Source organism: Mycolicibacter minnesotensis, assembly GCF_010731755.1.
Classification (GTDB): Bacteria; Actinomycetota; Actinomycetes; order Mycobacteriales; family Mycobacteriaceae; genus Mycobacterium; species Mycobacterium minnesotense.
On sequence record NZ_AP022589.1, the window covers coordinates 287,114 to 311,451 of the forward strand.

Genomic DNA, 24,338 nt, shown 5'->3' on the forward strand with positions numbered 1-24,338 from the left:
CCGGTGAATCAGGGCAGAACGGTCAGGACGATCCAGGTCACCACGGCCGAAGGCAGCAGCGCGTCGAGCCGGTCCATGATCCCGCCGTGGCCCGGCAGCAGCCGGCCCATGTCCTTGATCCCCAGATCGCGTTTGACCTGGGATTCGATGAGGTCGCCGAAAACCCCGGTGAGCACGAGCAACAGCCCCAGCGGCAGGCCCACCCACCACGGCCGGTCCAGGAACATCGTCACCGCGAACACCGCCGCGGCGACACCGAGAACCAGCGATCCCGCGAGGCCCTCCCAGGATTTCTTCGGGCTGATCGCCGGCGCCATCGGATGCTTTCCGAACAACACACCGACGGCGTACCCGCCGATGTCGGAGAAGACCACCGGGAACAGCAGACACAGCACGCGACCGGGACCGTTGTCGCGGAAGACCAGTAGGGCCGCAAAGCTCATGCACAGGGGCACCCAGACCGCGATCAGGATCATCGCCGACATGTCGCGCAGGTAGTTGACCGGGGCATGGTTGAGCCCCTGGCCCACCAACCGCCACATCATGGAGATCACTACGGTGGCACCGAAGGCACCCAGCACTCCCCTAGCCCCGAACGGCAGCGACAGCCACAACATCGCCTGGCCGCCGAGCGCCAGCGGGATGAACGGCACGTCGTAGCCGACTTCGCGCAGCCGCCGGGTGATCTCATGGGTGGCGACCGGGGCGGCCACCGCAAGAATCAGCACCCAGAAACGCGGGGCGAACAACAGCGTGTAGACCAGGGTTGCGCTCAGTACGGCGCCCACGGCGATGGCCGCGGGAAGATTGCGTCCGGCTCGCGACTGTTTCGGTTGTGCATTCGCGGCGTCGACGCCGGTGTCATGGTGTGCCACGGGGGGTGCCTACTGGACGGCCGCTAGACCTCCAGCAGCTCGCCTTCTTTGTGCTTGACCAGCTCGTCGATCTGAGTCACGAATTGCTGGGTCGATTTGTCCAGGTCTTTCTCGGCCCGGCCGACCTCGTCCTCGCCGGCGTCTCCGTCTTTGCGGATGCGGTGCAGCTCTTCCATCGCCTTGCGGCGGATGTTGCGCACCGAGACCTTGGCGTCCTCGCCCTTGGCCTTGGCTTGTTTGACCAGGTCTTTGCGCCGCTCCTCGGTGAGCTGCGGCACCGAGACCCGGATCAGCGAACCGTCGTTGCTGGGGTTGAGGCCCAGATCGGAGTTACGAATGGCGGTCTCGATGGCCCCCAACGACGAGGCTTCGTAGGGCTTGATCACCACCATCCGCGCCTCGGGCACATTGATGCTGCACAGCTGGGTGATCGGAGTGGTCGACCCGTAGTAGTCGATGACGATCCGGGAGAACATGCCCGGGTTGGCGCGGCCGGTGCGAATGGTCGCGAGATCGTCACGGGCCACCGACACGGCCTTTTCCATTTTCTCTTCGGCATCGAAGAGAGCCTCGTCGATCATCTGCCCCGCTCCTCGCTATCGCTTGCCTGCAGCACCCCGCCGTTCAGCTGGTGACCAATGTCCCGATCTTCTCACCCGCGACCGCCCGCGCGATATTTCCGTCGGTCAACAGGTTGAACACCAGGATCGGCATGCCATTGTCCATGCACAGGCTGAACGCGGTGGCATCGGCCACCTTGAGCCCCTGATCGATGACCTGGCGATGGGTGATCGTGGTGAGCAGTTCGGCGTCCGGGTGGACGCGCGGATCCGCGGTAAAGATGCCATCGACGGCCTTGGCCATCAGGACCACCTGCGCGCCGATCTCCAACGCCCGTTGGGCGGCGGTGGTGTCGGTGGAGAAGTACGGCAGTCCCATGCCGGCACCGAAGATCACGACCCGGCCCTTTTCCAGGTGCCGTTGGGCCCGCAGCGGGATGTAGGGCTCGGCGACCTGGCCCATGGTGATGGCGGTCTGCACTCGGGTGTCGATGCCTTCCTTCTCCAGGAAGTCCTGCAGCGCAAGGCTGTTCATCACCGTTCCGAGCATGCCCATGTAATCCGAGCGCATCCGCTCCATGCCACGCTGCTGCAACTGCGCACCGCGGAAGAAGTTGCCTCCGCCGATCACGACCGCAACCTGCACCCCGTCGCGGACGACTTCGGCGATCTGGCGGGCCACTTGGGCGACGACGTCGGGGTCGAGACCGACTTGGCCGCCGCCGAACATCTCTCCGCCGAGCTTCAGCAATACCCGGGAGTAGGGGGGACGGCCGGCCGGTTGGGTTCCGTCGGTACTCGTCGGCTCCGTCATCAGGCTCCTCCGGGCTGCGCGCATATGACAGCGCCATCGCGGGAATGGTCCGCGACGGCATTGTCATCCTGCACTACCGGGACGGTCAAACGAAGCCCGGGGTGCAAGCTCACTCGAATCCCGATCCGCGACGACCCACAGCAACTCCACAACATCTGAAGATATTTTCAATTGATGCTTTCATCGCTAAGGTTGGACGGGTGCCGAACTCGCTACATCAGGTCAAAGCCGAGTTCTTCAAGACGCTGGGGCACCCCGCCAGGATCCGGATCCTGGAACTACTCGCCGAGCGCGACCACACCGTCAGCGAGCTGCTGCCCGAGATTGGGCTGGAAGCATCGAATCTGTCCCAGCAACTCGGTGTCCTACGCCGCGCGGGCGTCGTGACGGCGACCAAAGACGGCAGCACGGTGGTCTACTCGATCGCCTCGCCGGTGATCACCGAACTGCTCGCCGTGGCGCGCAAGGCCCTGACCGGACTGCTCAAGGATCAGGTGGCCATCCTCGACGACCTGCGGGCCCGGCAATGAGCTGGCTCACCAGGATCCGCGCGCTGGGCCGGGTGACCGAACCGGCCGGCCCCCGGCCGCCGGCCGCCACCTGCGAGCCATCCGGTGTGGCTGGGTCGTTGCAGATCCGCCATGTCGACGCCGGCTCGTGCAATGGCTGTGAGATCGAGATCTCCGGGGCGTTCGGCCCGGTGTACGACGCCGAACGATTCGGCGCCCGACTGGTGGCGTCGCCGCGGCACGCCGACGCCCTCCTGGTCACCGGGGTGGTCACACGCAACATGGCCGAACCACTGCGCAACACCTTGGAGGCCACGCCACAACCCCGAAAGGTGATTGCCTGCGGCGACTGCGCACTCAACCGCGGAGTGTTCACACAGGCATACGGGGCTGCCGGCTCAGTCGGTGAGATCGTCCCGGTCGATGTGGAGATCCCCGGCTGTCCGCCTACGCCCGAGACGATTCTCGCCGCGCTGCGCTCGGTGACCGACAGGTGAGCGCACTGAAAATCGCTGCACCCGAAGCGCCACACCAGCAGGGGGTGACAGCGGCCCTCAGCGGCGCCGCCACAGCCGGGATTGGGGCGGCCGGAGCCGGTCTGGGGCTGGCCGGAGCTTTCGGCACGCTTCCTGTGATCCGCATCGAATGGCTCGTTCCCTTGCTGGGCGTGGTGCTGCGCATCGATCCACTCGGCGGGTTCTTCATGGTGCTGACTGGAACGGTGGCCGTGGCGGCCGGGCTGTACTGGATCGGCTACGCACGTCACGAGCGATACGGCGCGGTTCCGCTGCTGGGCTTGCCGCTGTTCGTCGCAACCCTGCTGGCCGTCCCGGCAGCGGGTTCGGTGACCACGTTTCTGCTCACCTGGGAGCTGATGGCGCTGACCTCCCTGGTGTTGGTGCTCACCGAGCAGCAGCGCAGCGAAGTCCGATCTGCCGCCCTGATCTATGCGGTCATGACCCAGTTGGGCTTTGTGACCCTGCTGCTGGGATTGGTGGTGCTGGCAGCACACGCCGGCGACGAACTTGCCGGTGTCGGTGCGCTCTCCGACGGGGTGCGCAACGCGGTGTTCGTTTTGACCCTGGTCGGCTTCGGCTCCAAGGCCGGCCTGCTGCCGCTCCATGCGTGGCTGCCCAGGGCGCACCCCGAGGCACCGAGCCCCGTGTCGGCGTTACTCAGTGCCGCCATGGTCAACCTCGGTGTCTACGGGATCATCCGCGTCGATGTGCAGCTTCTCGGTCCGGGTCCGCGGTGGTGGGCGTTGACGCTGCTGATCGCCGGCGGAGCGTCGGCGATGTACGGCGTGCTGCAGGCATCGGTGGCTACCGACCTCAAACGGCTGCTTGCGTATTCGACGACGGAGAACATCGGGCTGATCACCCTGGCCCTGGGCGCGGCCATGTTGTTGTCAGGTACGGGCTCGCGCGATGCCGCGGCGGTCGCCACCGTGGCGGCTTTGCTGCACCTGTTCGCCCACAGTGCGTTCAAGTGCCTCGGATTCCTCGCTGCCGGGTCGGTGCTGGTCGCCACAGGCCTGCGCGACCTGGACCGGCTCGGCGGCTTGGCTCGCCGAATGCCGGGCACCACGACACTCTTCGGGGTGGCCGCTCTCGGGGCGGCCGGTCTGCCACTGGGCGCCGGTTTCGTCAGTGAATGGCTGCTGATTCAGTCGTTGATGCACGCCAGCGGCGATCACGACGTCACGATCGCCCTGGTGACACCGTTGGCCGTAGCTGGGGTTGCGTTGACCGCGGGATTGGGGGTGGCCGCCATGGTCAAAGCTTTCGGGATCGGCTTCCTGGCCCGCCCGCGCAGCGACGCCGCCGCGACAGCCCGCGAAGCTCCCGCCTCGATGCTCGCCGGCATGGTCCTGGCCGCGCTGGCCTGCGCGGTGCTGGCCGTCGCGCCGGGCACCATGGGGCCCTTGCTGCACCGCACACTCGAGACACTGCCGGTGACCGGCCCGGCTCCACAGCTCGGGACGTATCTGCGCATCCCGGGCCTTGACGCGTCCATGTCGCCCAGCCTGCTGGCCGCGGCGCTGGCGGCAGCGGCAGCGGTGGTGCTGATCGGTTCCCGGTGGCGTGCGCGGCACCGGCCGAGCGCTGCCGCGGTGCCACTGTGGGCCTGCGGCGCCGACGAACTGAGTCCGCGGATGCAGTACACCGCGACGTCGTTTGCCCAACCGCTGCAGCAGGTCTTCGACGACGTGCTGCACACCGACGCCTCAGTAGAGGTGACCCGCCAAGCGCCGTCGAGCTACTACGTGGATCGGATCGCCTACCGGGCGCGCGTGGCCGACGTCGTCGAGGACCGCTGGTATGCCCCCGTGCTGCGTGGTGTGGCCGCCGCAGCACAGCTGGTGCGTCGCGCCCACACCGGCAGCGTGCACCTCTACCTCGCCTATGGGGCCGTCGGCGTGCTGATCGCGATGGTGGTGGCGCGATGAGCGCAGTTCTCCTGGTCGCGGGTTTCGTACAAGTCGTGGGCGTCATCATCGGCGCCCCCCTGGTCACCGGGCTGATGCGCCAGGTGCGCGCCCGCGCCGAAGGACGCGCAGGTGCCGGAATCGGACAACCGTGGCGCGACATCCGGAAACTGTTGGGCAAGCAGAACCTCAAACCCCGCGGCACCACCTGGGTATTCGCCGCGGCCCCGGCCGTCCTCGCGGCCACCACGTTGGTCATCGTCGCAGCGTCCCCCCTGGTTGCGACAGGCTCGCCGCTAGACCCGGTGGCCGACCTGATCACCGTTGTTGGCCTGCTGTTTCTGGGCACGGTGGCTCTCACCCTGGCCGGCATCGACACCGCCACCGCCTTCGGCGGAATGGGCGCGAGCCGCGAGATCACCATCGCCGCCCTCGTCGAGCCGACCATTCTGGTGGCCGTATTCGCGCTGTCGATCCCGGCGAACTCCGCCAATCTGGGTGCCATCGTCAGCGCCACCAGCCAACATCCCGGCCAGGTGGTCTCGCTGGCGAGTGCGTTGGCGTTCGTCGCACTGGTCATTGTGATCGTCGCTGAGACCGGCCGGCTGCCGGTGGACAACCCGTCCACCCACCTGGAGCTGACCATGGTGCATGAGGCGATGGTGCTCGAATACTCCGGCCCGAAACTGGCGCTGGTCGAGTGGGCCGGTGGTATGCGACTGACCGTGCTGCTGGCCCTACTGGCAAACCTGTTCATTCCCTGGGGCATAGCCGGGTTTGACCCCGGTCTGCTGGACGTGGTCGTCGGCACCGCCGCGATCGCACTCAAGGTGGCCGTCCTGGCCATCGCCCTGGCCACCGCCGAGGTGTTCCTGGCCAAGCTGCGCCTGTTCCGGGTGCCCGAACTGCTGGCGGGCTCCTTCGTGCTGGCCCTGCTCGCGGTCACGGCGGCGAACTTCTTCACGGGGGCGGGCGCGTGAACTACGTCAACTTGCTGGATCTGGCTGCCGGCGGCGTGTTGCTGGCAGCGGTGCTGGCGGTCTGGCACCGTGATCTGTCGGTGGTCGTGCGCCGGCTGTTAGTCGCCCAAGGCGCTGCGCTGGCCGCCATCCCCATGATTCGTGGTGTGCACGAACAGGATCAGGCCCTGCTACTCGTCGGGGTCGGGGTGTTGGGGGTGCGTGCCGTACTGCTGCCGTGGCTGCTGAACCGGGCGTTGGGGGCCGAGCGGCAGGAACGCCGCGAGTCAGCTCCCCTGGTCAGCGCAACGGCGTCGCTGCTGATGGTGACCGCGCTGGTGGTCACGGCCTTCACTATCGCCCAGCCCGTGGTCGCGCTGGCACCCAGCGCCGCGACCAACGCCGCACCGGCGGCCCTGGCCACCGTGCTGATCGCGCTGTTCATCATGGCAACGCGCCGCCACGCGATATCTCAGGTGGTCGGGCTGTTGATGCTGGACAACGGGATCGCTGCGACCGCGTTCCTGCTGACCGCCGGCGTGCCACTGATCGTCGAGCTAGGAGCCTCCCTTGACGTGCTGTTCGTGTTGATCGTGCTCGGGGTCCTCACCGGTCAACTGCGCAACGCCTTCGGCGGCGTGGACCTGGACCTGCTGCGGGAGTTGCGCGACTGATGACACCTCTGATTCTGCTCCCACTCATGGCTCCGGCATCGGCGTCGGTGTGTGCGGCCGTGCTCGGTTGGCGACGGTGTAGTGCAGTCGTCACGTTGGTGTCGGCGCTGACCATCCTGGGATGCGGCGTCGCCCTGGGCTTCCAGATCGGCGACAACGCCCACTTGGCGCTGAACGGCCTGCTTCGGGCCGACGCGCTGTCGGTGACCATGCTGCTTGTCATCGGCGTTGTCGGCAGCCTGGCCACCTGGGCCAGCATCGGCTACGTCGATGCCGAACTGTCCCACGGGCACACCGACAAACGTGGGGCCCGCCTCTACGGCATTCTGACTCCGGCGTTTCTGGCGGCCATGGCTCTTGCCGTGTCCGCCAACAACATCGGCGTGGTGTGGATTGCGGTCGAAGCCACCACCGTGGTGACCGCGTTTCTGGTCGGGCACCGCCGTAGCCGGGCCGCTCTAGAGGCCACCTGGAAATACGTCATGGTCTGCTCGGTGGGAATCACCATCGCTTTCCTGGGCACAGTGCTGTTGCACTTCGCCGCATTGCACGCCGGCGCCGGGAGCGGGGACGCGCTGGACTTCGATGTGCTGGCCGCCCATGCCGGTGGGCTCGATCCGGCGGTGACCAGGCTGGCCGGCGCACTGCTGCTGATCGGCTATGGCGCCAAGATGGGGCTGGCGCCCTTTCACACCTGGCTCGCGGACGCCCACAGCCAGGCGCCGGCGCCGGTCTCTGCGTTGATGAGTGGGGTGCTGCTGTCCGTCGCGTTCTCGGTGTTGATCCGGATCAAGCCGATCATCGACGTCGCGGTGGGGCCGCAATTTCTCCGGACGGCATTGTTGGCCGCCGGGTTGACGACACTGATCATCGCGGCGCTGTTGCTCACCGTCACCAGCGATCTCAAGCGGATGCTGGCGTATTCCTCAATGGAAACCATGGGTCTGATCGCCGTGGCCGCAGCGGCCGGCACCGGGCTGGCGATCACCGCACTCCTACTGCACGTCACGGCTCATGGGGTCGGCAAGACGGTGCTGTTCTTGGCCGGCGGACAACTGCAGGTCGCCCACGGCACGACTGCGATGAGCGAGATCACTGCGGTGCTCGGCAGGTCACGGCTGATCGGCGGGGCCTTTGCAGTCGGCATGGTGATTCTGCTGGGGCTACCCCCGTTCGCGATGTTCGCCAGCGAGGTCGCGATCGCGATCTCGCTGGCTGACGCGCGGCTGTCGTGGGCGCTCGGGCTCGCATTAGTAGCCCTGGTGGTGGCGTTCGCCGCGCTGCTGCGCAACTCCGGCCGGATGCTGTTGGGCACCCCCACGCCCGACAGCCCGGCGATCCGGGTGCCGGCGACGATCGCGGGCGCGCTGGTGGCCGGAGTTCTACTATCCCTCGCCCTGGGCATCACCGCGGGGCCACTGTCCGACCTGTTCGCCGGCGCAGCAAGCCAACTCGGAGTCCGCTGATGAGTCCGATCACATACGCGCAGCCGATCACCGATACTGAACTCCTCGGTACGGTCACCGACCTGCTCGCCGACGGGTTCCGGCTGGCCCTGGTCGCAGCCCACGATGACGGCGACAGCCTCCGGGTGGTGTACCTGTTCGTCGCTGCCCGCCCTGACCGTCGCACCGAGCTGACTCTGACTGTTCCGGCGGACAACCCGACGATCCCGTCGCTGGCCCGGTTGTCTTTCCAGGCAGGCAGATTCGAGCGCGAGATGCTCGACCTGTATGGGATCACCCCGGTCGGTCACCCGCAGCCACGCCGGCTGGTCCGGCATGCGCACTGGCCGCAGGACTGGCACCCGATGCGCAATGAGGCCGGCGACCCCGGAGACTTCGTTGCGGCGGATCACTTTCCCTTTCTCACCGTCGACGGCGCTGGGGTCTACGAGATTCCGGTCGGACCGGTACATGCCGGACTGATCGAGCCGGGCCACTTCCGGTTCTCGGTCGTCGGTGAGTCGATTCTGCGGCTCAAGACACGGCTGTGGTTCGTGCACCGTGGAGTGGAACGACTATTTCAAGGCCGGGACGCCGCGGCGGCAGTCGATCTCGCCGAACGGATCAGCGGTGACACCTCCGCCGGCCACGCGCTCGCCCACAGCCTGGCCGTCGAAGAGGCTCTCGGTGTCGAGCTGGCAGACCCAGTGCACCGGCTGCGCGCATTGCTGATCGAGCTCGAGCGCCTCTACAACCACGCCGCCGACCTGGGCGCACTGGCCAACGATGTGGGCTTCGGACTGGCCAACGCACACGCCCAGCGCGTCCGCGAGCTTTTGCTGCGCATCAATGCGCAGGTGACCGGTCACCGTCTGCTGCGCGGGGCGATCGTCCCCGGCGGCGTTGCGCTGCAAGCACTCCCCGACCCGAACCGGCTACAGGAGCTGGCTGACGATGTCGCCGAGATCGCCGAGCTGACGTTGGCCAACTCGGTAATCTACGACCGGTTCGCCGGGACATCGGTACTGCGGCGCGACGACGCCGAGGCGATGGGCACCCTGGGGTACGTGGCTCGCGCCAGCGGGGTCGGCACCGATGCCCGAATCGATCACCCCACTATCGAACTCCCCGTCACCGAAGTGACGGCGACGGCCGGTGATGTACTCGCGCGCTATAGCGTTCGCCGCGATGAGTTCGCAGCCTCGGTGGCCCTGTGCCGCAACCTCATCGAGAGCCACCGCGGGCGGCTCGATGCCCGCGCCCAGCTCCCTGTGGTGACCTCACCGCGCACCGGGGTGGGCATCGTGGAGGGCTGGCGCGGCAGCATCGTGCACCGCGTGGAGATCGCGGCCGGCGGCGTGATCAGCCGCGCCAAGATCGTCGATCCGTCGTGGTTCAATTGGCCCGCACTGCCGGTCGCGATGGCCGACACGATCGTGCCCGACTTTCCCCTGACGAATAAGAGCTTCAACCTCTCCTACGCAGGAAACGACCTATAGCCGCTCGACGCAGACACCTTGTATGTCAGGATATTTGACATGGGTGATGTGGACGGAGCTCCGCTGGGCTATTTGCTGTACCGGGTCAGCTCGGCACTGCGGCCGCAGGTGACCGCGGTACTCGGCCCGCTGGGACTGACGCTGCCCGAATTCGTCTGCATGCGGGTCCTTTCGCTACGACCGGGACTGTCCAGTGCAGAGTTGGCCCGCCATGCCGGCGTCACGCCGCAAGCCATGAACACCGTGTTGCACAGGTTGGAGAACCGCGGTGCGGTGAGTCGGCCAGACTCGGTGCCGTCGGGGCGCGCACTGCCCGCGACGTTGACCGACGCAGGCCGAACTCTGCTGAGTCAGGCCGAGGAGGCTGTGCACATCGCCGACGGCCGCGTGTTGGCCGCGTTGAGTGCAGCCGAACAGCACCGGCTACGACAGATGTTGGAACGAATCGGCGCGGAGTAAGTGCCGCGCCTTGACGCCCGATCCCCGCTAGGTCAAAGGCGCACGGCCCGCGAGGGTCGGCCAGGGCTTGGCCGCCTCGAGTTCGTAGGCCAGCTCCAACAACCGGGCATCGTGGCCCAGCGGCGCGCTGAACATCATGCCGACCGGCAGCCCAGCCGCTGACTCGGCCAACGGCAACGAGATCGCCGGTTCACCAGTGGCGTTCTGCAGCGGAGTGAACGCCACCCAGTCCATCAGCCGGTCGATGATCTGCTCATAGTCGGCGGTGGGGTCGAGGTGGCCCACCCGCGGGGTCTCCTGTGCCAGCGTCGGCGTCAGCACCACGTCGTAGCCGCCGTACAACCGTGACGTGTGCCTGCGGCGCACAGCCGAAAGGCGGGCGATCGCCAACGGCAGCCGGTACAGGTGGCGGGTGGCATGGCGATCCAGCCCCAGTGTCAGGTTGTCCAACCGACTGCGATCGAAGGTCGGACCGAACATCCGGCGCCCACCTCTGACCAACGCGGTGGCCAAAAACGCCCAGTAAAGCAGGAAGTCATCGGCGAAGTACGCGGGTACCGGCGGTGAGTCGAGGTATTCGACGCGGTGGCCGAGTTCCTCCAGCAAGGCCGCGGTCTTGCTGGTCAGTTCGCGCATCTCCGCCGACGTCTCCCGGTCGATCGACTGGGCGACCACGGCAACCCTGAGCCGCTGGGTGCCGGGTCCTCGGACATCACCGATCGGCGGCAGCTTCTTGTTCCGTGAAATCCGTTCCGCTTCCGCGTAAAAGGCAGCGGTGTCGCGCACCGAGCGGGTCACCACCCCGTTGAAGACGATCCGCACCGGCATGGCACGAAGGTCCTTGTCCAGCGGCAGTCGTCCCCGAGACGGCTTCAAGCCCACCAGTCCGTTGCAGGCCGCAGGAATGCGGATGGAGCCGCCGCCGTCGTTGGCGTGCGCGATGGGAACCGCCCCCGCAGCGACGAACGCCGCCGAGCCCGACGACGATGCCCCGGCCGTGTAGTCGGTGTTCCACGGATTGCGCACCGCACCGATCCGCGGGTGCTCCGCGGCGGCACTGAACCCGAATTCGCTCAACTGCGTCTTACCCAGGGCGATCATGCCGGTGTTCAGATAGAGGCGGGCGAAATCTCCGTCGGCGGTGGCCGGGTGCGGCTGCCAGGCATCGGTGCCCTGCATGGTCGGCATCCCGGCCACGTCGACGTTGTCCTTGATGAAGGTGGGGATGCCCCGGAAGTACCCCGAGCGCCCATCCCCCGCACCCTGGCGGGCTGCCTCACGAGCTCGATCGAAGGCCCGATATGCCACGCCGTTCAATTGCGGGTTGACCGCCTCGGTGCGCGCGATCGCGGCGTCGACAAGCTCGGCCGCCGATACCTCGCCCGACTGGAGTCGTTCAACCAGACCAACTGTGTCGGAGTCGCCGAGCGCGTCATTACCGAATGCGTGCACATGTTGCATTCCGGTCACACTAGCCGACGGAGCGCACGGTTCCCCACCGACTCGGCCCAAACGAAAATCACCGCCTGCGCCCGATTATGGGGCGCCGGCGGTGATGTTCGTACGACGAAGAACTAGGCCTGGCCGACCTCAAACCGCACAAAGCGGGTGACGGTCACGCCGGCCTCGTCCAGCAGCGCCTTGACGGTCTTCTTGGAGTCCGACACCGACGACTGGTCGAGCAGCACCACGTCCTTGAAGAAACCGGTGACCCGGCCCTCGACGATCTTGGGCAGGGCAGCCTCGGGCTTGCCCTCCTCCTTGGCCGTCTCCTCGGCGATGCGACGCTCGTTGGCCACCAGGTCCGCGGGAACGTCGTCCCGGGTCAGGTACTTGGCCTTGAGCGCGGCGATCTGCAGCGCCACCGCATGGGCCGCCTCGGTGTTGTCGCCGCTGTACTCCACCAGCACGCCGACGGCCGGCGGGAGGTCGGAGGCCCGCTTGTGCAAGTAGGTCTCCACGGTGCCGCCGAAATAGGCGACGCGGCGCAGTTCCAGCTTTTCGCCGATCTTGGCCGACAGCGCCGCGATCGCCTCACCGACGGTGCGGTCGCCGGCCTTGGCAGCCAGGAGGGCCTCGACGTCGTCGGTCTTTGCGGCCGCAGCAGCCGCGACGACCTCGTCAGCCAGCGCCTTGAACTCGTCGTTCTTGGCGACGAAGTCGGTCTCGGAGTTCAGCTCGATCAGGGCGCCGTCCTTGGCGGCGACCAGACCTTCGGCGGTGGCACGCTCCGCGCGCTTGCCGACGTCCTTGGCGCCCTTGATGCGCAGTACCTCGACAGCCTTGTCGAAGTCGCCGTCACTCTCGGCCAGCGCGTTCTTGCAGTCCATCATGCCGGAGCCGGTGAGTTCCCGAAGCCGCTTGACGTCGGCAGCGGTGTAGTTCGCCACTATTGTGTGCCTTTCCTACGATGCGTCGGTGGTGGTTTCGGCGGCGGCAGCAGCCTCGGGTGCCGTAGCGGTGGCACCAGCCAGCAACTCCTGCTCCCACTCGGCCAGCGGCTCGACCGCTTCGGCCTCCGCCTTGCCCTCGCCGTTGCCCTGACCAGCACGGGCCTGAAGGCCGTCGGCCACTGCGGCGGCGATGACCTTGGTCAGCAGCGCCGCCGAGCGGATCGCGTCGTCGTTACCCGGGATGGGGTAGTCGACCAGGTCGGGGTCGCAGTTGGTGTCCAGGATCGCGATGATCGGGATGTTCAGCTTGCGGGCTTCTGCGACTGCCAGGTGTTCCTTGTTGGTGTCGACGACCCAGATGGCCGAGGGCACCTTGGCCATGTCGCGAATACCGCCCAGGCTGCGCTCCAGCTTGTTCTTCTCACGGGTCAGCATCAAGATTTCCTTCTTGGTGCGTCCCTCGAAGCCACCGGTCTGCTCCATGGCCTCGAGCTCCTTCATCCGCTGAAGGCGCTTGTGCACGGTGGAGAAGTTGGTGAGCATGCCGCCGAGCCAGCGCTGGTTCACGTACGGCATCCCCACCCGGGTTGCCTCGGCCGCGACCGACTCCTGCGCCTGCTTCTTGGTGCCGACGAACATGATGGACCCGCCGTGCGCGACGGTCTCCTTGACGAATTCGTACGCCTTGTCGATGAACGTCAGCGTCTGCTGCAAGTCAATGATGTAGATGCCGTTGCGGTCGGTGAAGATGAACCGCTTCATCTTGGGATTCCAACGACGGGTCTGATGCCCGAAGTGGGCGCCGCTGTCGAGCAGCTGCTTCATGGTCACTACGGCCATGGCGATACCCAGCTTTCTTGGTGTCGGTTGTCGCCCGGCGTCGGGTGAGGCCGGGCCCTGGTGCCTGCTGAGATGCCGGACCCCTGTCGGGGACCATCCGGCATCCGGTTGTGGTGCAGACACGCGAAGTCAGTCCGCATAAGCGAACTGCGCAGATGAGTTTACACGGTTCGAGCGGGTGGTTTAGCAAGCCTCGAGGAACGAGAGGCGAAGCTGGGACCACCCCATGAACCGAGCGGTTCAGCGAGGCTCGACAGAGGAGAGCCGAAGCTGGGACCGCCGCATGAACCCGGCGGTTCAGCGAGGCTCGAGGAACGAGAGGCGAAGCTGGGACCGCCGCATGAAACCGGCGGTTCAGCGAGGCTCGACGGAGGAGAGCCGAAGCTGGGACCGCCGCATGAACCGAGCGCTTTGTCCACAGCGGTGACTGGCCGAATTCGCCGACGACGGAGTGCACTGGAGACATGCGAGGTACCACGTTATTGCTGGTCGGAGGCCTCCTCTTGGCCGCACCGGCGCACGGCGACCCGGTTCGGCTGGATTGGCCGTTGCGGCCGGACCCCGCGGTGCTGCGGGAGTTCGACGCCCCGCGCCCCGATTGGCAGCGCGGCCACCGGGGCGTGGACCTGGCCGGCGAACCGGGCCAGCCGGTCTATGCCTCCGGTGCTGCGACGGTGGTGTTCGCGGGGCGCGCCGGCGGGCAGCCGGTGGTGTCGCTGGCCCACCCGGGCGGCCTGCGCACCAGCTACCAGCCGGTGGCCGCGGCGGTGCGGGTCGGCCAATTGGTGGCCGCCGGATCGGTGATCGGAACCTTGGAGCCCGGCCATCCGGGCTGCGTTTCCTGCTTGCACTGGGGCGCGATGTGGGGGCCGGCGTCGCGGGCCGACTATGTCGATCCGCTGGGATTGCTGGCCTCGACTCCGATCCGGCTCAAGCCGCTCGCACGGTGAGCGCGGCTACGGCGCCGGTAGCCGACGCAGGAAGTCCACGACGGCGGCGATCACCACATCAGGTTGGTCTCGTTGAACCCAATGGCCAGCTCCAGCAACAACTTTAAGCTCGGCATGTGGAATCAGAGCGGCGGCGGCGCGGGCGCGCGCGAGGGGCACGCCGGCGTCCCGGTCGCCGTGGACGATCAGCGCCGGCCTCGGAAATGTGGGCAGCTGGGGCGTGTAATCGGTCTTCAGCCTGTTCCACAACAGCTCGTCGCTCTGCCACTGCTCGAAGGCGGCGAAGCCAGGGTTGTGCGCCGCGACCAGGACCGCCGCGATCAGTTCCGGGGTGCGTCTGGCCGAGTCACGGATCAGCGATGTGAGGCTCCAGGACAACATTGTGCGGTTGGTCGCCATCCAGCGGGTAGTGCTGTCGAGCAGCCCGATGCGCTGCATCGCCCAGGCCAGTATCTGTCGGCCACCGGCCAACCGCGGCATCAGCCCGTAACTGTCCAGCAGCAACGCCGCAACGACCCGCTCCGGACGCGCTAGCACATGTCCCATCGACAGCCCGCCGCCCAGCGACAGCCCCCCGATGGCATAGCTATTCAGGCCAAGCGCGTCGACGAGCTCCCCCACGTAGGCCACCAGCCGCTGCTGGGTCACGCGCCAGGACGGCAGTGGGCTCTCGCCGCAGCCGGGATGATCGGGGGCGATAACGCGGAAGCCACACGTAGCCAGCCGTGGACCGACTTCCCCCCAGGACAACTCGGCGCTATCGGTACCGCCTCCGTGCAGCAGCACCACGGTGCGGACCGCATCAGCCGGGTGAAAGTCCAGGTAGGACACCCGACCGCACGGCAGATCCAGTATTGATCGCATCATCACGCCCGCGGGTGAGCCTGGTCGTGTACGGCGCGCAGCCGGGCGACTGTGACGTGGGTGTAGAGCTGAGTGGTGGCCAGGCTGGAGTGCCCAAGCAACTCCTGGACGATCCTCAGGTCCGCTCCGCCCTCCAGCAGATGTGTGGCGGCCGTGTGGCGCAGCCCGTGCGGTCCCATATCCGGTGCTCCACTGACCGCGCCGACAGTCTGGTGCACCACGGTGCGCGCCTGACGTGGGTCGAGCCGGCCGCCGCGAGCGCCGAGCAGCAGCGCCGGACCCGATTCCTCCGTCACCAGTCGCGGGCGTCCGCGGACCAGCCACACCTGCAGCGCGTCGGCCGCCGGCTCCCCGAAGGGAACGGTCCGCTGCTTGTTGCCCTTGCCCACCACGCGCAACACCCGTCTCGAGCTGTCCACGTCGTCGAGGTCCAGGCCGCACAGTTCACTGACGCGAACGGCAGTGGCGTAGAGCAGTTCGGCGATCAGCCTGTCCCGCAACGCGAGGGGGTCATCTTGCTGGGCACCGGATTTGGCAGCGTTCATCACTTGGTGCGCCTGGTCTCGTCGCAAGACCGCCGGCAACGTCCGGCGAGCCTTGGGCAGTTGCAGACGTGCGCCGGGATCCGACTCCAGGAGTCCGCGTCGTGCAGCCCAGGCCGTGAAGGTCTTGATCGTCGACGTGCGGCGCGCCAGGGTGCTGCGGGCTGCGCCTGAACCGGCCTGCGCCGCCAACCAGCTGCGGAGCACCGGCAACGTCAGACCGGCGAGACCGGTATTTCCCTGCTCGGTAAGAAATCCGAACAGCGACCGCAGGTCACCGAGATAGGCCCGCCGGGTGTGGTCGGATCGACCTCGCTCCAGGGCCAGATACTCGTCGAACTGGTCGAGAATCGCGTCCACACCGACCACGGTCTCAGACCGCACCGGACAGCGCTCAGGTGACGCGCCGCAGCGCGTCGGGGGTGAGATCAAGCCGTGACGGATAACCGTCGACCGCCATGATCAGGTCCGCCTCCGCCAACAGGGAACGCAGCACGTGCACGATCCCGGCCGTACCGCCGAGGGCAAGTCCGTAGGCATAGGGCCGCCCGATGCCCACCGCCGTGGCCCCCAGCGCGAGAGCCTTGATGATGTCGGCACCGGTGCGAATCCCCGAATCGAAGAGAACCGGCATCCCGTCGGCGGCGGCCACCACGTCGGGCAGGCAGTCCAGGGCCGGGAGTCCCCCGTTGGCCTGGCGCCCGCCATGGGTGGAGCAGTAGATGCCGTCGACGCCCCCGTCTCGGGCACGTCGTACATCGTCGGGGTGGCAGATCCCCTTGACGATCAACGGTAGGTCGGTCAGTGACCGCAACCAGGGCAGGTCATCCCAGGTCAGCGGGTTCCCGAAGGTCTGAATCCAGGACAAGATGGCGGCTTGTGGGTTCTCCTCGGGTGCCTGAGCCAGGCTCGCGCGGAACACCGGGTCGGAGAAATAGTTGGACAGGCAATGCCCGCGCAGTTGCGGGAAGTTCGACGTCGACAGGTCGCGGGGACGCCAGCCCGGGACCCAGGTGTCCAGGGTGACGACGATGGCCTTGTAACCGGCCGCCTCGGCACGCTGCACCAGGCTGGCGGCCAGATCACGATCCTTGGGCGTGTACAGCTGGAAAAACCCAGGCGTGCCGCCGAACTCGGCAGCGACGTCTTCGAGCGGGTCGGCGGTGAGGGTGGACACCATCATCGGCACTCCGGTGGCCGCTGCCGCGCGTGCGCTGGCCAGGTCGCCGTGTCCGTCCTGGTCGCAGATACCGATGACACCGATCGGCGCCATGAAGATCGGTGAAGGCAGCCGCATTCCGAACATGTCGATCGACAGGTCACGCTCGGCGGCGCCGACGAACATCCTTGGGATAAGACCCCAGCCGTCAAAGGCAGTGACGTTGATCCGCTGGGTGCGCTCGTCGCCGGCACCACCGGCCACATACGACCACACCGAGGGCGACATCGCCGCAGCGGCTTTGGCCTCCAGTTCGGTATAGGTCATCGGGAAGGCGGGCTGCACCCCGGCCAAGCCCTGCAGATAGATCTCGAACTGATAATCCCCGAATGCCATGGCGTCAGCCTGTCTTTTCTTCGGCCGCCTCGGTGGCGGCGAGTTCCTTCTTCCACTGCCGGAAGGTCTCTTCGGTGCGCCCGCGGCGCCAGTATCCCGAGATCGACGCCCACTTGGCGTCGACGCCGCGCACCGTGCGGACATAGGGCCGCAGGTTATGCATGACAGCCTGCGCCTCGCCGTGGATGAACACCTGAACCTGTCCCGGCGGCCACGCGGCGGTGGTGACGGCTGCGACCAGAGGGGCGTTGTCCCCGGCCCGCTCCTGCCCCACCAGGTCCGCGCGCCCGCCGCGGTGCAACCAGGTCAGCTCCACGCCGTCCGGGACGGCCAGCGCGACCTCGTCCTCGGGACCGGCGACTTCGATGAACACCTTGCCGACCGCATCGGACGGCAACGCCTCCAGCGCGGCCGCGATCGCCGGCAGCGCACTCTCGTCGCCGGCCAGCAGATGCCAGTCGGCTGCAGGGTCTGGCGCGTAGGCGCCGGCCGGACCCATCACGTAGGCCGGGTCGCCAGGTTGCGCGTTGCGTGCCCAGGGTCCGACAAGCCCGTGGTCACCATGTACGGAGACGTCGATGGTGAGCTCGCGAGTGAGCGGGTCGGCGCGTCGAACGGTGAGGGTGCGGATCACCGGTCGCTGCTCGTCCGGCAGACCTGCGAAACTGTCCAACGTCAGCGGCTGCGGCAGCGCTGCGACGTCGACGTCGTAGCGCACGAAAACCACTTTGACGTACGCATCGACGAAAGCGCTGGGTTGGAACGTGTCGAAACCTCTGCCGCCCAACACCACTCGAATCAGATGTTCGGAGAGCGGCTCGGTGCGGACAACCTCGAAGGTGTGTACCGGTCGTCCCGCCACGCTGTCTCCCGTCGTCGCCCTGCCCAGCCGACTATACGAGGCGCGCACCTGGGTTTCGCAGCGCCAGACGTTTTGATCAGGTGGTGCGAGCCGTGGCCCGAGACGGGGCGATGTCGTCAGTATCGTCGGTCTCAGAGGTCAGGTCCCAAGCGGTGTGCTCAGCCCGCTAAGTGACAACGCCCAGCTCCGGCGGAAGGATTACCGCGTTCCCGGGTGGAGAATGTCTTCCGCGGCGGCACCGTCAACGACTGCGCGTGCAAGGTCGACGAGACGCTGGTTCGTCATTCGGGCGTGCGCCCGCAGCAGGTCAAACGACTCATTGACGTCAACTGCGCCGCGTTCGGCAAGCACACCCTTGGCCTGTTCGATGATGACCCGCGTGTTCAGCGCCGTCTGCAACTGCTGCTTGACCAACTCCGATCGCGTCAGCACTCGTTGGTGCAGAATCCCGATTGTCGCCACATCCGCGAGAGCCTGACCCACCGCAACGTTGGCCCCCGAGAGCACTTTTGCTTCGGCGCTGAACAGGTTCAGGGCACCGATGCACTCATCGCGTAGCCGCATCGGTAACGCGCACACCGCATGGAAGCCGTAATCGAGGGCTCGCTCGGCAAACCCCGGCCATAGATCCCGTTCTGCGCTCAGATCACCCACCAGCACGGCGGTTCCGCTCCGGTAGGCCTGCAGGCAGGGGCCGACATTGGCCTGGATCTGAAACAGTTCCAACAGCCGGGTTTGTTCACTGCTGGAAGCCAAGACTCGCAGGGTGCCCCACGCGTCACCGAGCAAGATCCCAGCCGCGGCGATCGGCAAAAATTCCATGGAACCGTCGATGAGTTGCTGCGCCAGTTCCACCACGTCGTAGTCGGCAACAAGCGTGTCCGCCAACCCGACAAACGCATGTGCCAAACCTTCGTAGCGATCCATCTAAGTTCCCTTCTGTGCGCATCTTCCCACGCGGGAAGCGTCAAGGTCCCGGGTTTAAGGGGCCCGAGGCAACGTCTGGGTCGAACCGAAGACGCCGGTGCACCACCTCGTGAGCGATGTCGCCTAGCAGCCGCCCCTCCGCGTAGGCGAAGGCCTGCATTCGGACGTATGCCTCTCGGGCGCTGACGCCGAGTTGGACCGTGACCATGCCGGTGGCCTGATGCACTTCCCGTGCAACCAAAGCCTGGTCCCACCATGAACTCAACTGTCCATCGATTCGCTCTGTCTGGGTCAGCAAGATCGCCGTCAGAAGGTCCGCGACGACAACCGCGTCGGCGAAGTCTTCTGCGGTCAGAGGGGCCGCCACATCGCGATACAGGTCCAACACACCCACTTGGATTGCACCCACCTGCAACGGCATTGCGTACATCGCTGCTATCCCAAGCCCAACCGCCTCTGTGGCGAAGGCGGGCCAACGCCCTTCTTTCACAGTCAGATCTGATGCCAGTACCGGCCCGCTGCTGGCGATCGCGTCGAGCCCAGGCCCTTCGCCCAACGTTGCTTGCAGCCACTCCACACGCTCAACGACATCGTCACTCGCACACAGCACCTCAGCCCGCATATCCGGCTGCTGAATAGTGATACCCGCCCGCGCAATCGGCAGCACCAAAACGCACACCTTGCACAACTGAGCTGGCTCCTGGAATCGAGCGGAAGCCCTTTCAACCTCCGCTAGGAACCGGGCTCGAATGCCAGACGGGGCGAAGCTATTCACCGCGCATGCCCACGTCGGACTCGCGCGAGGCCGCGACGCTGCCAACCGCAGAGGCCGGGATCCATGTGTGGACGATCACCCCCTCTGCCATTGGACCGCAACTCTCGCCCCGCGCCATCGGCGAGCTGCCGATCCCATGCGCCATGGAAGCCAGTACCGTTCCACGAATTCCCTAAGAGCGAAAGGAATTCGCACCGTTCCGAGGCTACTCCTGAATCGACAAGTGGCATTGCTGGTCGAGTGGAGCCAGCCTGACTGCGAGGCAATCCCTGGGCTACCTTCCGGGGGCCGGGGCGCCCTCGCACACGGATAGCGTCCTTGTTGCTGGCGCTGTGACGGTGGCCGGCTCCGATCACGCGGCCACCAGTTGGGGGGCCAGCCCGGGCATTTTTGACAGTTTTCCGCGTTTCGTTGACAGCCGCCGGCTGAGGACGTAGCTTATCAAAATCTAGGCATTATCATGCAGTACTCTCGGCTCCAGACCTCGGTCGAGCGAATGTCGTCAGGACGAATTCGCCGCGGGGAAGGGCAAGACCGATGATTGCTAAGCACCAAATCCAGGGCAACCGCCATTCAAGCAACGTCAAGGCGCCCCGTGGTAGTGAGGTGATTGGCGCGGCATCGGTTGTGGGGGCATTTTTAGCGTTTGGAATGGCACCGTTGGCGGCGGCCCCGGCTGCCCACGCGGACTTCGAGGACCTCTTCGGGGACATATTCAACCAGGCTGGGACGTGGTTTGAACCGTCTGCTGCGGATGCGCCGGCGTTCGACTGGACGGCATTTGACTGGGCGTCGTCGTTGCCAGGCGCGGCCCAGAGCGATCCGCTGGCCGCGCTTGATGAATTCGTGGCCAACGTGTTCAACCAATTGATCTACACGCCCATTCATAACTTCGGGGACAGCCTGATCGCCTCGGGAGTGTTCGACTCGATCAACCAGGCGTTCGCTAGCGAAACTGTGTGTGGCCTGATCTGTAACGGCGTCGATGCGACCCTGGACGGCAGCACGCTAGTGCAGGCCACCGCAGGTGGGTACCTTTTCGGCGATGGCGGCGATGGCATCGACGGCAGCCTCGGTGGTTCGGCCTGGCTGATTGGCAACGGTGGTTTCGGTGGCGACGGTGTCGCCGGGGTTGATGGAACTAATGGTGGTGTCGGCGGTGATGGCGGTGCCGGCGGCGACGGTGGCGCGTGGATGGGCAACGGTGGTAACGGCGGTGACGGTGGTGCCGGCGCTGACGGTGTTGGAGCTGGCGGGGCAAACGGCGGCAGCGGTGGTGTGGGCGGTAGCGCCGGGCTGTTCGCAATCTTCGGTAATGCCGGTGCCGGTGGTGCCGGCGGTGCCGGTGGTGCCGGCGCCGCAGGTGTTGACGGCAATGACGGTGCGATAGGCCTGTCCCCGCTCGCCGATGGTGCCGCCGGGATTGCCGGGGGTCCCGGTACCAACGGTTCGGTCGGTTTTAACGGCGGTGCAGGTGGCGCCGGCGGTGCCGGTGGGGCGGCCGGGTTGTTTGGTAACTCCGGGGCCGGGGGTCTCGGCGGCAACGGCGGTGTCGCTGGCGGCGGCGGCGCCGGTGGCGATGGCGGTCTCGGCGGTGACGGCGCGGCCAGCGTGGAAGGGGTCGGCGGTATCGGCGGCGACGGCGGCGACGCCGGTAACGGTGCAGCCGGTGGGGTCGGCGGCGCTGGCGGTGTCGGTGGCAATGGCGGCGCGGGCGGTTTCTTCGGCCTGCACACCGCCGGTGCTGCCGGTGACGGTGGTGACGGTGGCGCCGGTGGTGCCGCGGGTGCGGCCGGCAACGGTGGTGCCGGCGGCACCGGTGGCGACGGCGCGCTGGGCGGTGGCGACGGTGGCGCCGGCGGCACCGGTGGCAACCTGGGTACGGTCGGCGCCGGTGGTGTCGGTGGCGCTGCGGGCACCAGCTCCGGCCTTTTCGCGGGCCCGCCGGGTACCGCCGGTACTCACGGTGCGACCGGCGTGTTGCCGGCCGTACTCGGCGGCAACGGCGGCGCTGGCGGTGGCGGCGGTGATGGCACCGGTGCGGGCGCGGCCGGCGGAAACGCTGGCGTCGGTGGCAACGGCGGTGACCATGGCAACGGCGGCGCCGGCGGCAACGGCGGCAATGGCGCGGCCGGCTTGGACGGCAGCGCCGCGGGCGATCCGGATGCCAACGGCCAGGCCGGCGGTGCCGGCGGTAACGCGGGTGCCGGCGGTAACGGCGGCACGATCGCCGGTAACGGCGGTGCCGGCGGTAACGGCGGCACGGGCGCCGACGGCGGCGCCGGCGGCATTGGCGCCGACGGCGCGGCCGGAGTGTCCGGCATCAACAACGGCGCCGGCCAGGCCGGTGGCAACGCCAACGGCGGGGCCGGCGGGGCCGGCGGCAACGGCGGCGCCGGCGGCACGGCCGCGCACGGCACCGCGGGCAGCCAGGGTGTCGGCGGCAACGCCGGCAACGGCGGCGACGGCGGGACTCCCGGCGACGGCGGCGCTGGCGCGGCCGGTATGAGCGGCGTGGCAGGTTCAGGCGGCAACCTCGGGGCCGGGGGCAACGGCGGCGACGGCGGCAACGCCAACGGTGGGGCCGGCGGCACCGGCGGCACCGGCTCAACCGCCGGCAACAACGGCACGACCGGCAGCACACCCACCGGTCCGCTCGGCAACGGCGGCAATGGCGGCAACGGCGTCAACGGTGTCAACCCGGGCGACAGTGGCGGCAACGGCGGGGCCGGCGGCAAGGGCGGCTCGGTCGGCAACGGCGGCGCCGGCGGCACCGGCGGCAACGGCGTGGCTGGCGGGCCCGGAGCGGTCGGCACCGAGGGGGCCACCCCAGGCGCGAACGGCGGCAACGGCGGTGTCGGGCAGGCCGGCGGGTCGGGCGGCAACGGCGGGATCGGCGGCGAAGGCGGCTCGATCTCCGGCAATGGCGGCGCCGGCGGCAACGCCGGCAATGGCGCCAACGGCGGCAACGGCGGTATCGGCGGCAACGGCGCAACCGGTAGCTTCGCCAACGGCGGCAGCGGCGAGGGCGGGAACGGCGGTACCGGCGGCGCCGGTGGTGCCGTTGGCGCAGGCGGTATCGGCGGAGCAGGCGGCACGGCACCCAATGGCATCGCGGGCGGCGGCGGGAACAACGGCGTCGGTGGTACCACGGCCGGCAACGGAGGCGCCGGGGGCACCGGTGCCAACGGCGGCACCTTTGTCAGTCCCGGCGCTACCGGCACGGTGACCGCTGGCACCGGCGCGGTAGGTGGCACCGGCGGTCTAGCCGCCGGCACCGCGCCCGGCCAGGGCGGCGGCGGAGGAGGCGGCGGCGGCGGCGCCGAGGTCGCCACCGTCGCGGGTGGCACCGCCACCGGCACCGCGACCGGCGGCGCCGGCGGGGTAGGTGGCAACGGCACCGGCACCTCCGACGGCGGCACCGGCGGCAGAGGCGGCAACGCCACCATCGTCTCCGACGGCGACGGCAGCGCCGCCACGGGCACCGCTACCGGCGGGGCAGGTGGGGCAGGCAGCACCGACGGCGGTACCGGCGGCACGGGCGGCGAAGCCGGCGTCACCACGGCCGGTGGCAGCACCATCACCACCGGTACCACCACCGGCGGGGCCGGCGGCAACGCCGGCAACGGTCTTGACGGCGGGAACGGCGGCAACGGCACTGTTGGCGCCGCCGCAGGCAGCACCATCACCACCGGCACCGGCACCGGCGGGGCCGGCGGCAATGCCGGCACCGGAATTAACGGCGGCGCCGGCGGCACCGGCGGCGAGGCCGGCGTTATCGCCTCCGGTGGCGGTAGCGTCACCACCGGCGTCACCACCGGCGGGGCCGGCGGTGACGGTGGCGTCAGCGGCACCAACGGCGGTAGCGGCGGGGACGGCGGAGCAGGCGGAGCGGGCGCGGTCACCTCGACCGGCCAAACCGGTGTCGCCGGGACCGGCACCGGCGGGGCCGGGGGCACCGGCGGCAACGGCGGCAACGGCGCCGACGGCGGCACCGGAGGTATCGGCGGTATCGGTATCGGCACCGGCGGCAACGCCGGTACGGGCGGCGCCGGCGGCGTCGGCGGCAACGGCGGGACACCCGGGAATGCCGGCTCCGGTATCGGCGGCAACGGCGGCAACGGCGGCAACGGGACCGGCGCCACCGGCGGCGTCGGAACACCCGGCGGCCCCGGCGGTGCCAACGGCACCCCCGGCACGCCCGGCACCGACGGCGCAAACGCGCCGTAGAAGTTGCGGTCAACTCGGCGCGGCAGTGTCGCCGATGCGCCTCGAGGCCAGCTTGGGGCGGAGGGCAATCGAGTCCACGGGACCGTGGAAGGTTGCCCTCGGCCCGAACCAAAGCGCTAGTGATCAACCAACCCGAAACGCTCGGCTCTTCCGGTCGCCGCCGACGCCAGTTCAACAG

Annotated in this window: 22 protein-coding genes; 10 read left to right on the plus strand and 12 right to left on the minus strand. The window is 68.0% G+C overall.

Translation table 11 applies throughout. The features are described 5' to 3' along the window. Positions 1-8: 8 nt before the first annotated feature. Genes G6N09_RS01470 through pyrH form a run of 3 tightly spaced genes read right to left on the minus strand, consistent with a single transcriptional unit; the run spans position 9 to position 2,249 of the window. On the minus strand, positions 9-875 hold the full coding sequence (locus tag G6N09_RS01470; protein ID WP_083024084.1) for a phosphatidate cytidylyltransferase: 867 nt from the start codon (positions 873-875) through the stop codon (positions 9-11). Positions 876-898: 23 nt separating this feature from the next. Beyond that, positions 899-1,456: a ribosome recycling factor gene (gene frr, locus G6N09_RS01475; protein ID WP_083024086.1), complete on the minus strand. Its 558-nt coding sequence runs from the start codon at positions 1,454-1,456 to the stop codon at positions 899-901. A 43-nt stretch (positions 1,457-1,499) separates the two neighbouring features. Beyond that, the gene (pyrH, locus tag G6N09_RS01480; RefSeq protein ID WP_083024088.1) at positions 1,500-2,249 is read right to left on the minus strand and encodes a UMP kinase; all 750 of its coding nucleotides are present in this window, start codon (positions 2,247-2,249) and stop codon (positions 1,500-1,502) included. 200 nt (positions 2,250-2,449) lie between these two features. Between pyrH and G6N09_RS01485 the strand changes: the two genes are divergently transcribed. Genes G6N09_RS01485 through G6N09_RS01520 form a run of 8 tightly spaced genes read left to right on the plus strand, consistent with a single transcriptional unit; the run spans position 2,450 to position 10,222 of the window. Continuing rightward, on the plus strand, positions 2,450-2,779 hold the full coding sequence (locus G6N09_RS01485; protein ID WP_083024090.1) for an ArsR/SmtB family transcription factor: 330 nt from the start codon (positions 2,450-2,452) through the stop codon (positions 2,777-2,779). After that, on the plus strand, positions 2,776-3,255 hold the full coding sequence (locus G6N09_RS01490) for an NADH-quinone oxidoreductase subunit B family protein (protein WP_083024092.1): 480 nt from the start codon (positions 2,776-2,778) through the stop codon (positions 3,253-3,255). Before G6N09_RS01485 ends, G6N09_RS01490 begins: the two co-directional genes overlap by 4 nt. 44 nt (positions 3,256-3,299) lie before the next feature. Further along, complete coding sequence (locus tag G6N09_RS01495) at positions 3,300-5,207, plus strand: proton-conducting transporter transmembrane domain-containing protein (RefSeq protein WP_083024523.1); 1,908 nt, start codon at positions 3,300-3,302, stop codon at positions 5,205-5,207. Further along, positions 5,204-6,166, plus strand: a complete 963-nt coding sequence (locus G6N09_RS01500) for a respiratory chain complex I subunit 1 family protein (RefSeq protein WP_083024094.1) — start codon at positions 5,204-5,206, stop codon at positions 6,164-6,166. Before G6N09_RS01495 ends, G6N09_RS01500 begins: the two co-directional genes overlap by 4 nt. Then, positions 6,163-6,819 carry a hypothetical protein gene (locus G6N09_RS01505; RefSeq protein ID WP_083024096.1) on the plus strand — a complete coding sequence of 219 codons (657 nt, stop codon included), beginning with the start codon at positions 6,163-6,165 and terminating at the stop codon, positions 6,817-6,819. Before G6N09_RS01500 ends, G6N09_RS01505 begins: the two co-directional genes overlap by 4 nt. Then, entirely contained in the window at positions 6,819-8,285 is a 1,467-nt protein-coding gene (locus G6N09_RS01510; RefSeq protein ID WP_083024098.1) for a proton-conducting transporter transmembrane domain-containing protein, read from the plus strand. The genes G6N09_RS01505 and G6N09_RS01510 overlap by 1 nt, the downstream gene beginning before the upstream one ends. Further along, positions 8,282-9,763: a hydrogenase large subunit gene (locus G6N09_RS01515; RefSeq protein ID WP_407662708.1), complete on the plus strand. Its 1,482-nt coding sequence runs from the start codon at positions 8,282-8,284 to the stop codon at positions 9,761-9,763. Before G6N09_RS01510 ends, G6N09_RS01515 begins: the two co-directional genes overlap by 4 nt. A 39-nt stretch (positions 9,764-9,802) precedes the next feature. Continuing rightward, positions 9,803-10,222: a MarR family winged helix-turn-helix transcriptional regulator gene (locus tag G6N09_RS01520; protein WP_083024103.1), complete on the plus strand. Its 420-nt coding sequence runs from the start codon at positions 9,803-9,805 to the stop codon at positions 10,220-10,222. A 27-nt stretch (positions 10,223-10,249) separates the two neighbouring features. On the opposite strand, the gene G6N09_RS01525 is transcribed toward G6N09_RS01520, so the two are convergent. The 3 genes from G6N09_RS01525 to rpsB all read right to left on the minus strand — a co-directional run bounded on the left by G6N09_RS01525 (position 10,250) and on the right by rpsB (position 13,455). After that, entirely contained in the window at positions 10,250-11,683 is a 1,434-nt protein-coding gene (locus G6N09_RS01525) for an amidase (RefSeq protein ID WP_083024526.1), read from the minus strand. 113 nt (positions 11,684-11,796) lie between these two features. Further along, positions 11,797-12,612, minus strand: a complete 816-nt coding sequence (tsf, locus tag G6N09_RS01530) for a translation elongation factor Ts (RefSeq protein WP_083024106.1) — start codon at positions 12,610-12,612, stop codon at positions 11,797-11,799. Positions 12,613-12,627: 15 nt separating this feature from the next. Then, on the minus strand, positions 12,628-13,455 hold the full coding sequence (gene rpsB, locus G6N09_RS01535) for a 30S ribosomal protein S2 (protein ID WP_083024108.1): 828 nt from the start codon (positions 13,453-13,455) through the stop codon (positions 12,628-12,630). 464 nt (positions 13,456-13,919) lie between these two features. Between rpsB and G6N09_RS01540 the strand changes: the two genes are divergently transcribed. Further along, positions 13,920-14,405, plus strand: coding sequence for a M23 family metallopeptidase (locus tag G6N09_RS01540; RefSeq protein ID WP_083024110.1), 486 nt, complete (start codon positions 13,920-13,922; stop codon positions 14,403-14,405). A gap of 6 nt (positions 14,406-14,411) precedes the next feature. Here G6N09_RS01540 and G6N09_RS01545 read toward each other — a convergent pair whose 3' ends face one another. From G6N09_RS01545 to G6N09_RS01570, 6 genes are all read right to left on the minus strand, one after another. Continuing rightward, a complete protein-coding gene (locus tag G6N09_RS01545; RefSeq protein WP_083024113.1) occupies positions 14,412-15,272 on the minus strand; it encodes an alpha/beta fold hydrolase in 861 nt (286 codons plus the stop codon). Further along, positions 15,272-16,171, minus strand: coding sequence for a tyrosine recombinase XerC (locus tag G6N09_RS01550; RefSeq protein ID WP_083024529.1), 900 nt, complete (start codon positions 16,169-16,171; stop codon positions 15,272-15,274). Before G6N09_RS01550 ends, G6N09_RS01545 begins: the two co-directional genes overlap by 1 nt. Positions 16,172-16,205: 34 nt before the next feature. After that, positions 16,206-17,366 (minus strand): alpha-hydroxy-acid oxidizing protein, encoded by a 1,161-nt coding sequence (locus G6N09_RS01555; RefSeq protein WP_083024115.1) that lies wholly within the window; start codon positions 17,364-17,366, stop codon positions 16,206-16,208. A gap of 4 nt (positions 17,367-17,370) precedes the next feature. Next, positions 17,371-18,228, minus strand: coding sequence for a siderophore-interacting protein (locus G6N09_RS01560; protein ID WP_083024117.1), 858 nt, complete (start codon positions 18,226-18,228; stop codon positions 17,371-17,373). A 198-nt stretch (positions 18,229-18,426) separates the two neighbouring features. Beyond that, positions 18,427-19,155 (minus strand): GAF and ANTAR domain-containing protein, encoded by a 729-nt coding sequence (locus G6N09_RS01565; RefSeq protein ID WP_083024119.1) that lies wholly within the window; start codon positions 19,153-19,155, stop codon positions 18,427-18,429. 40 nt (positions 19,156-19,195) lie between these two features. Further along, entirely contained in the window at positions 19,196-19,825 is a 630-nt protein-coding gene (locus G6N09_RS01570; protein ID WP_133053078.1) for an ANTAR domain-containing protein, read from the minus strand. A gap of 1,062 nt (positions 19,826-20,887) precedes the next feature. On the opposite strand from G6N09_RS01570, the gene G6N09_RS20195 reads away from it, so the two are divergent. After that, entirely contained in the window at positions 20,888-24,160 is a 3,273-nt protein-coding gene (locus G6N09_RS20195) for a PE family protein (RefSeq protein WP_163752620.1), read from the plus strand. Positions 24,161-24,338: the final 178 nt, after the last annotated feature.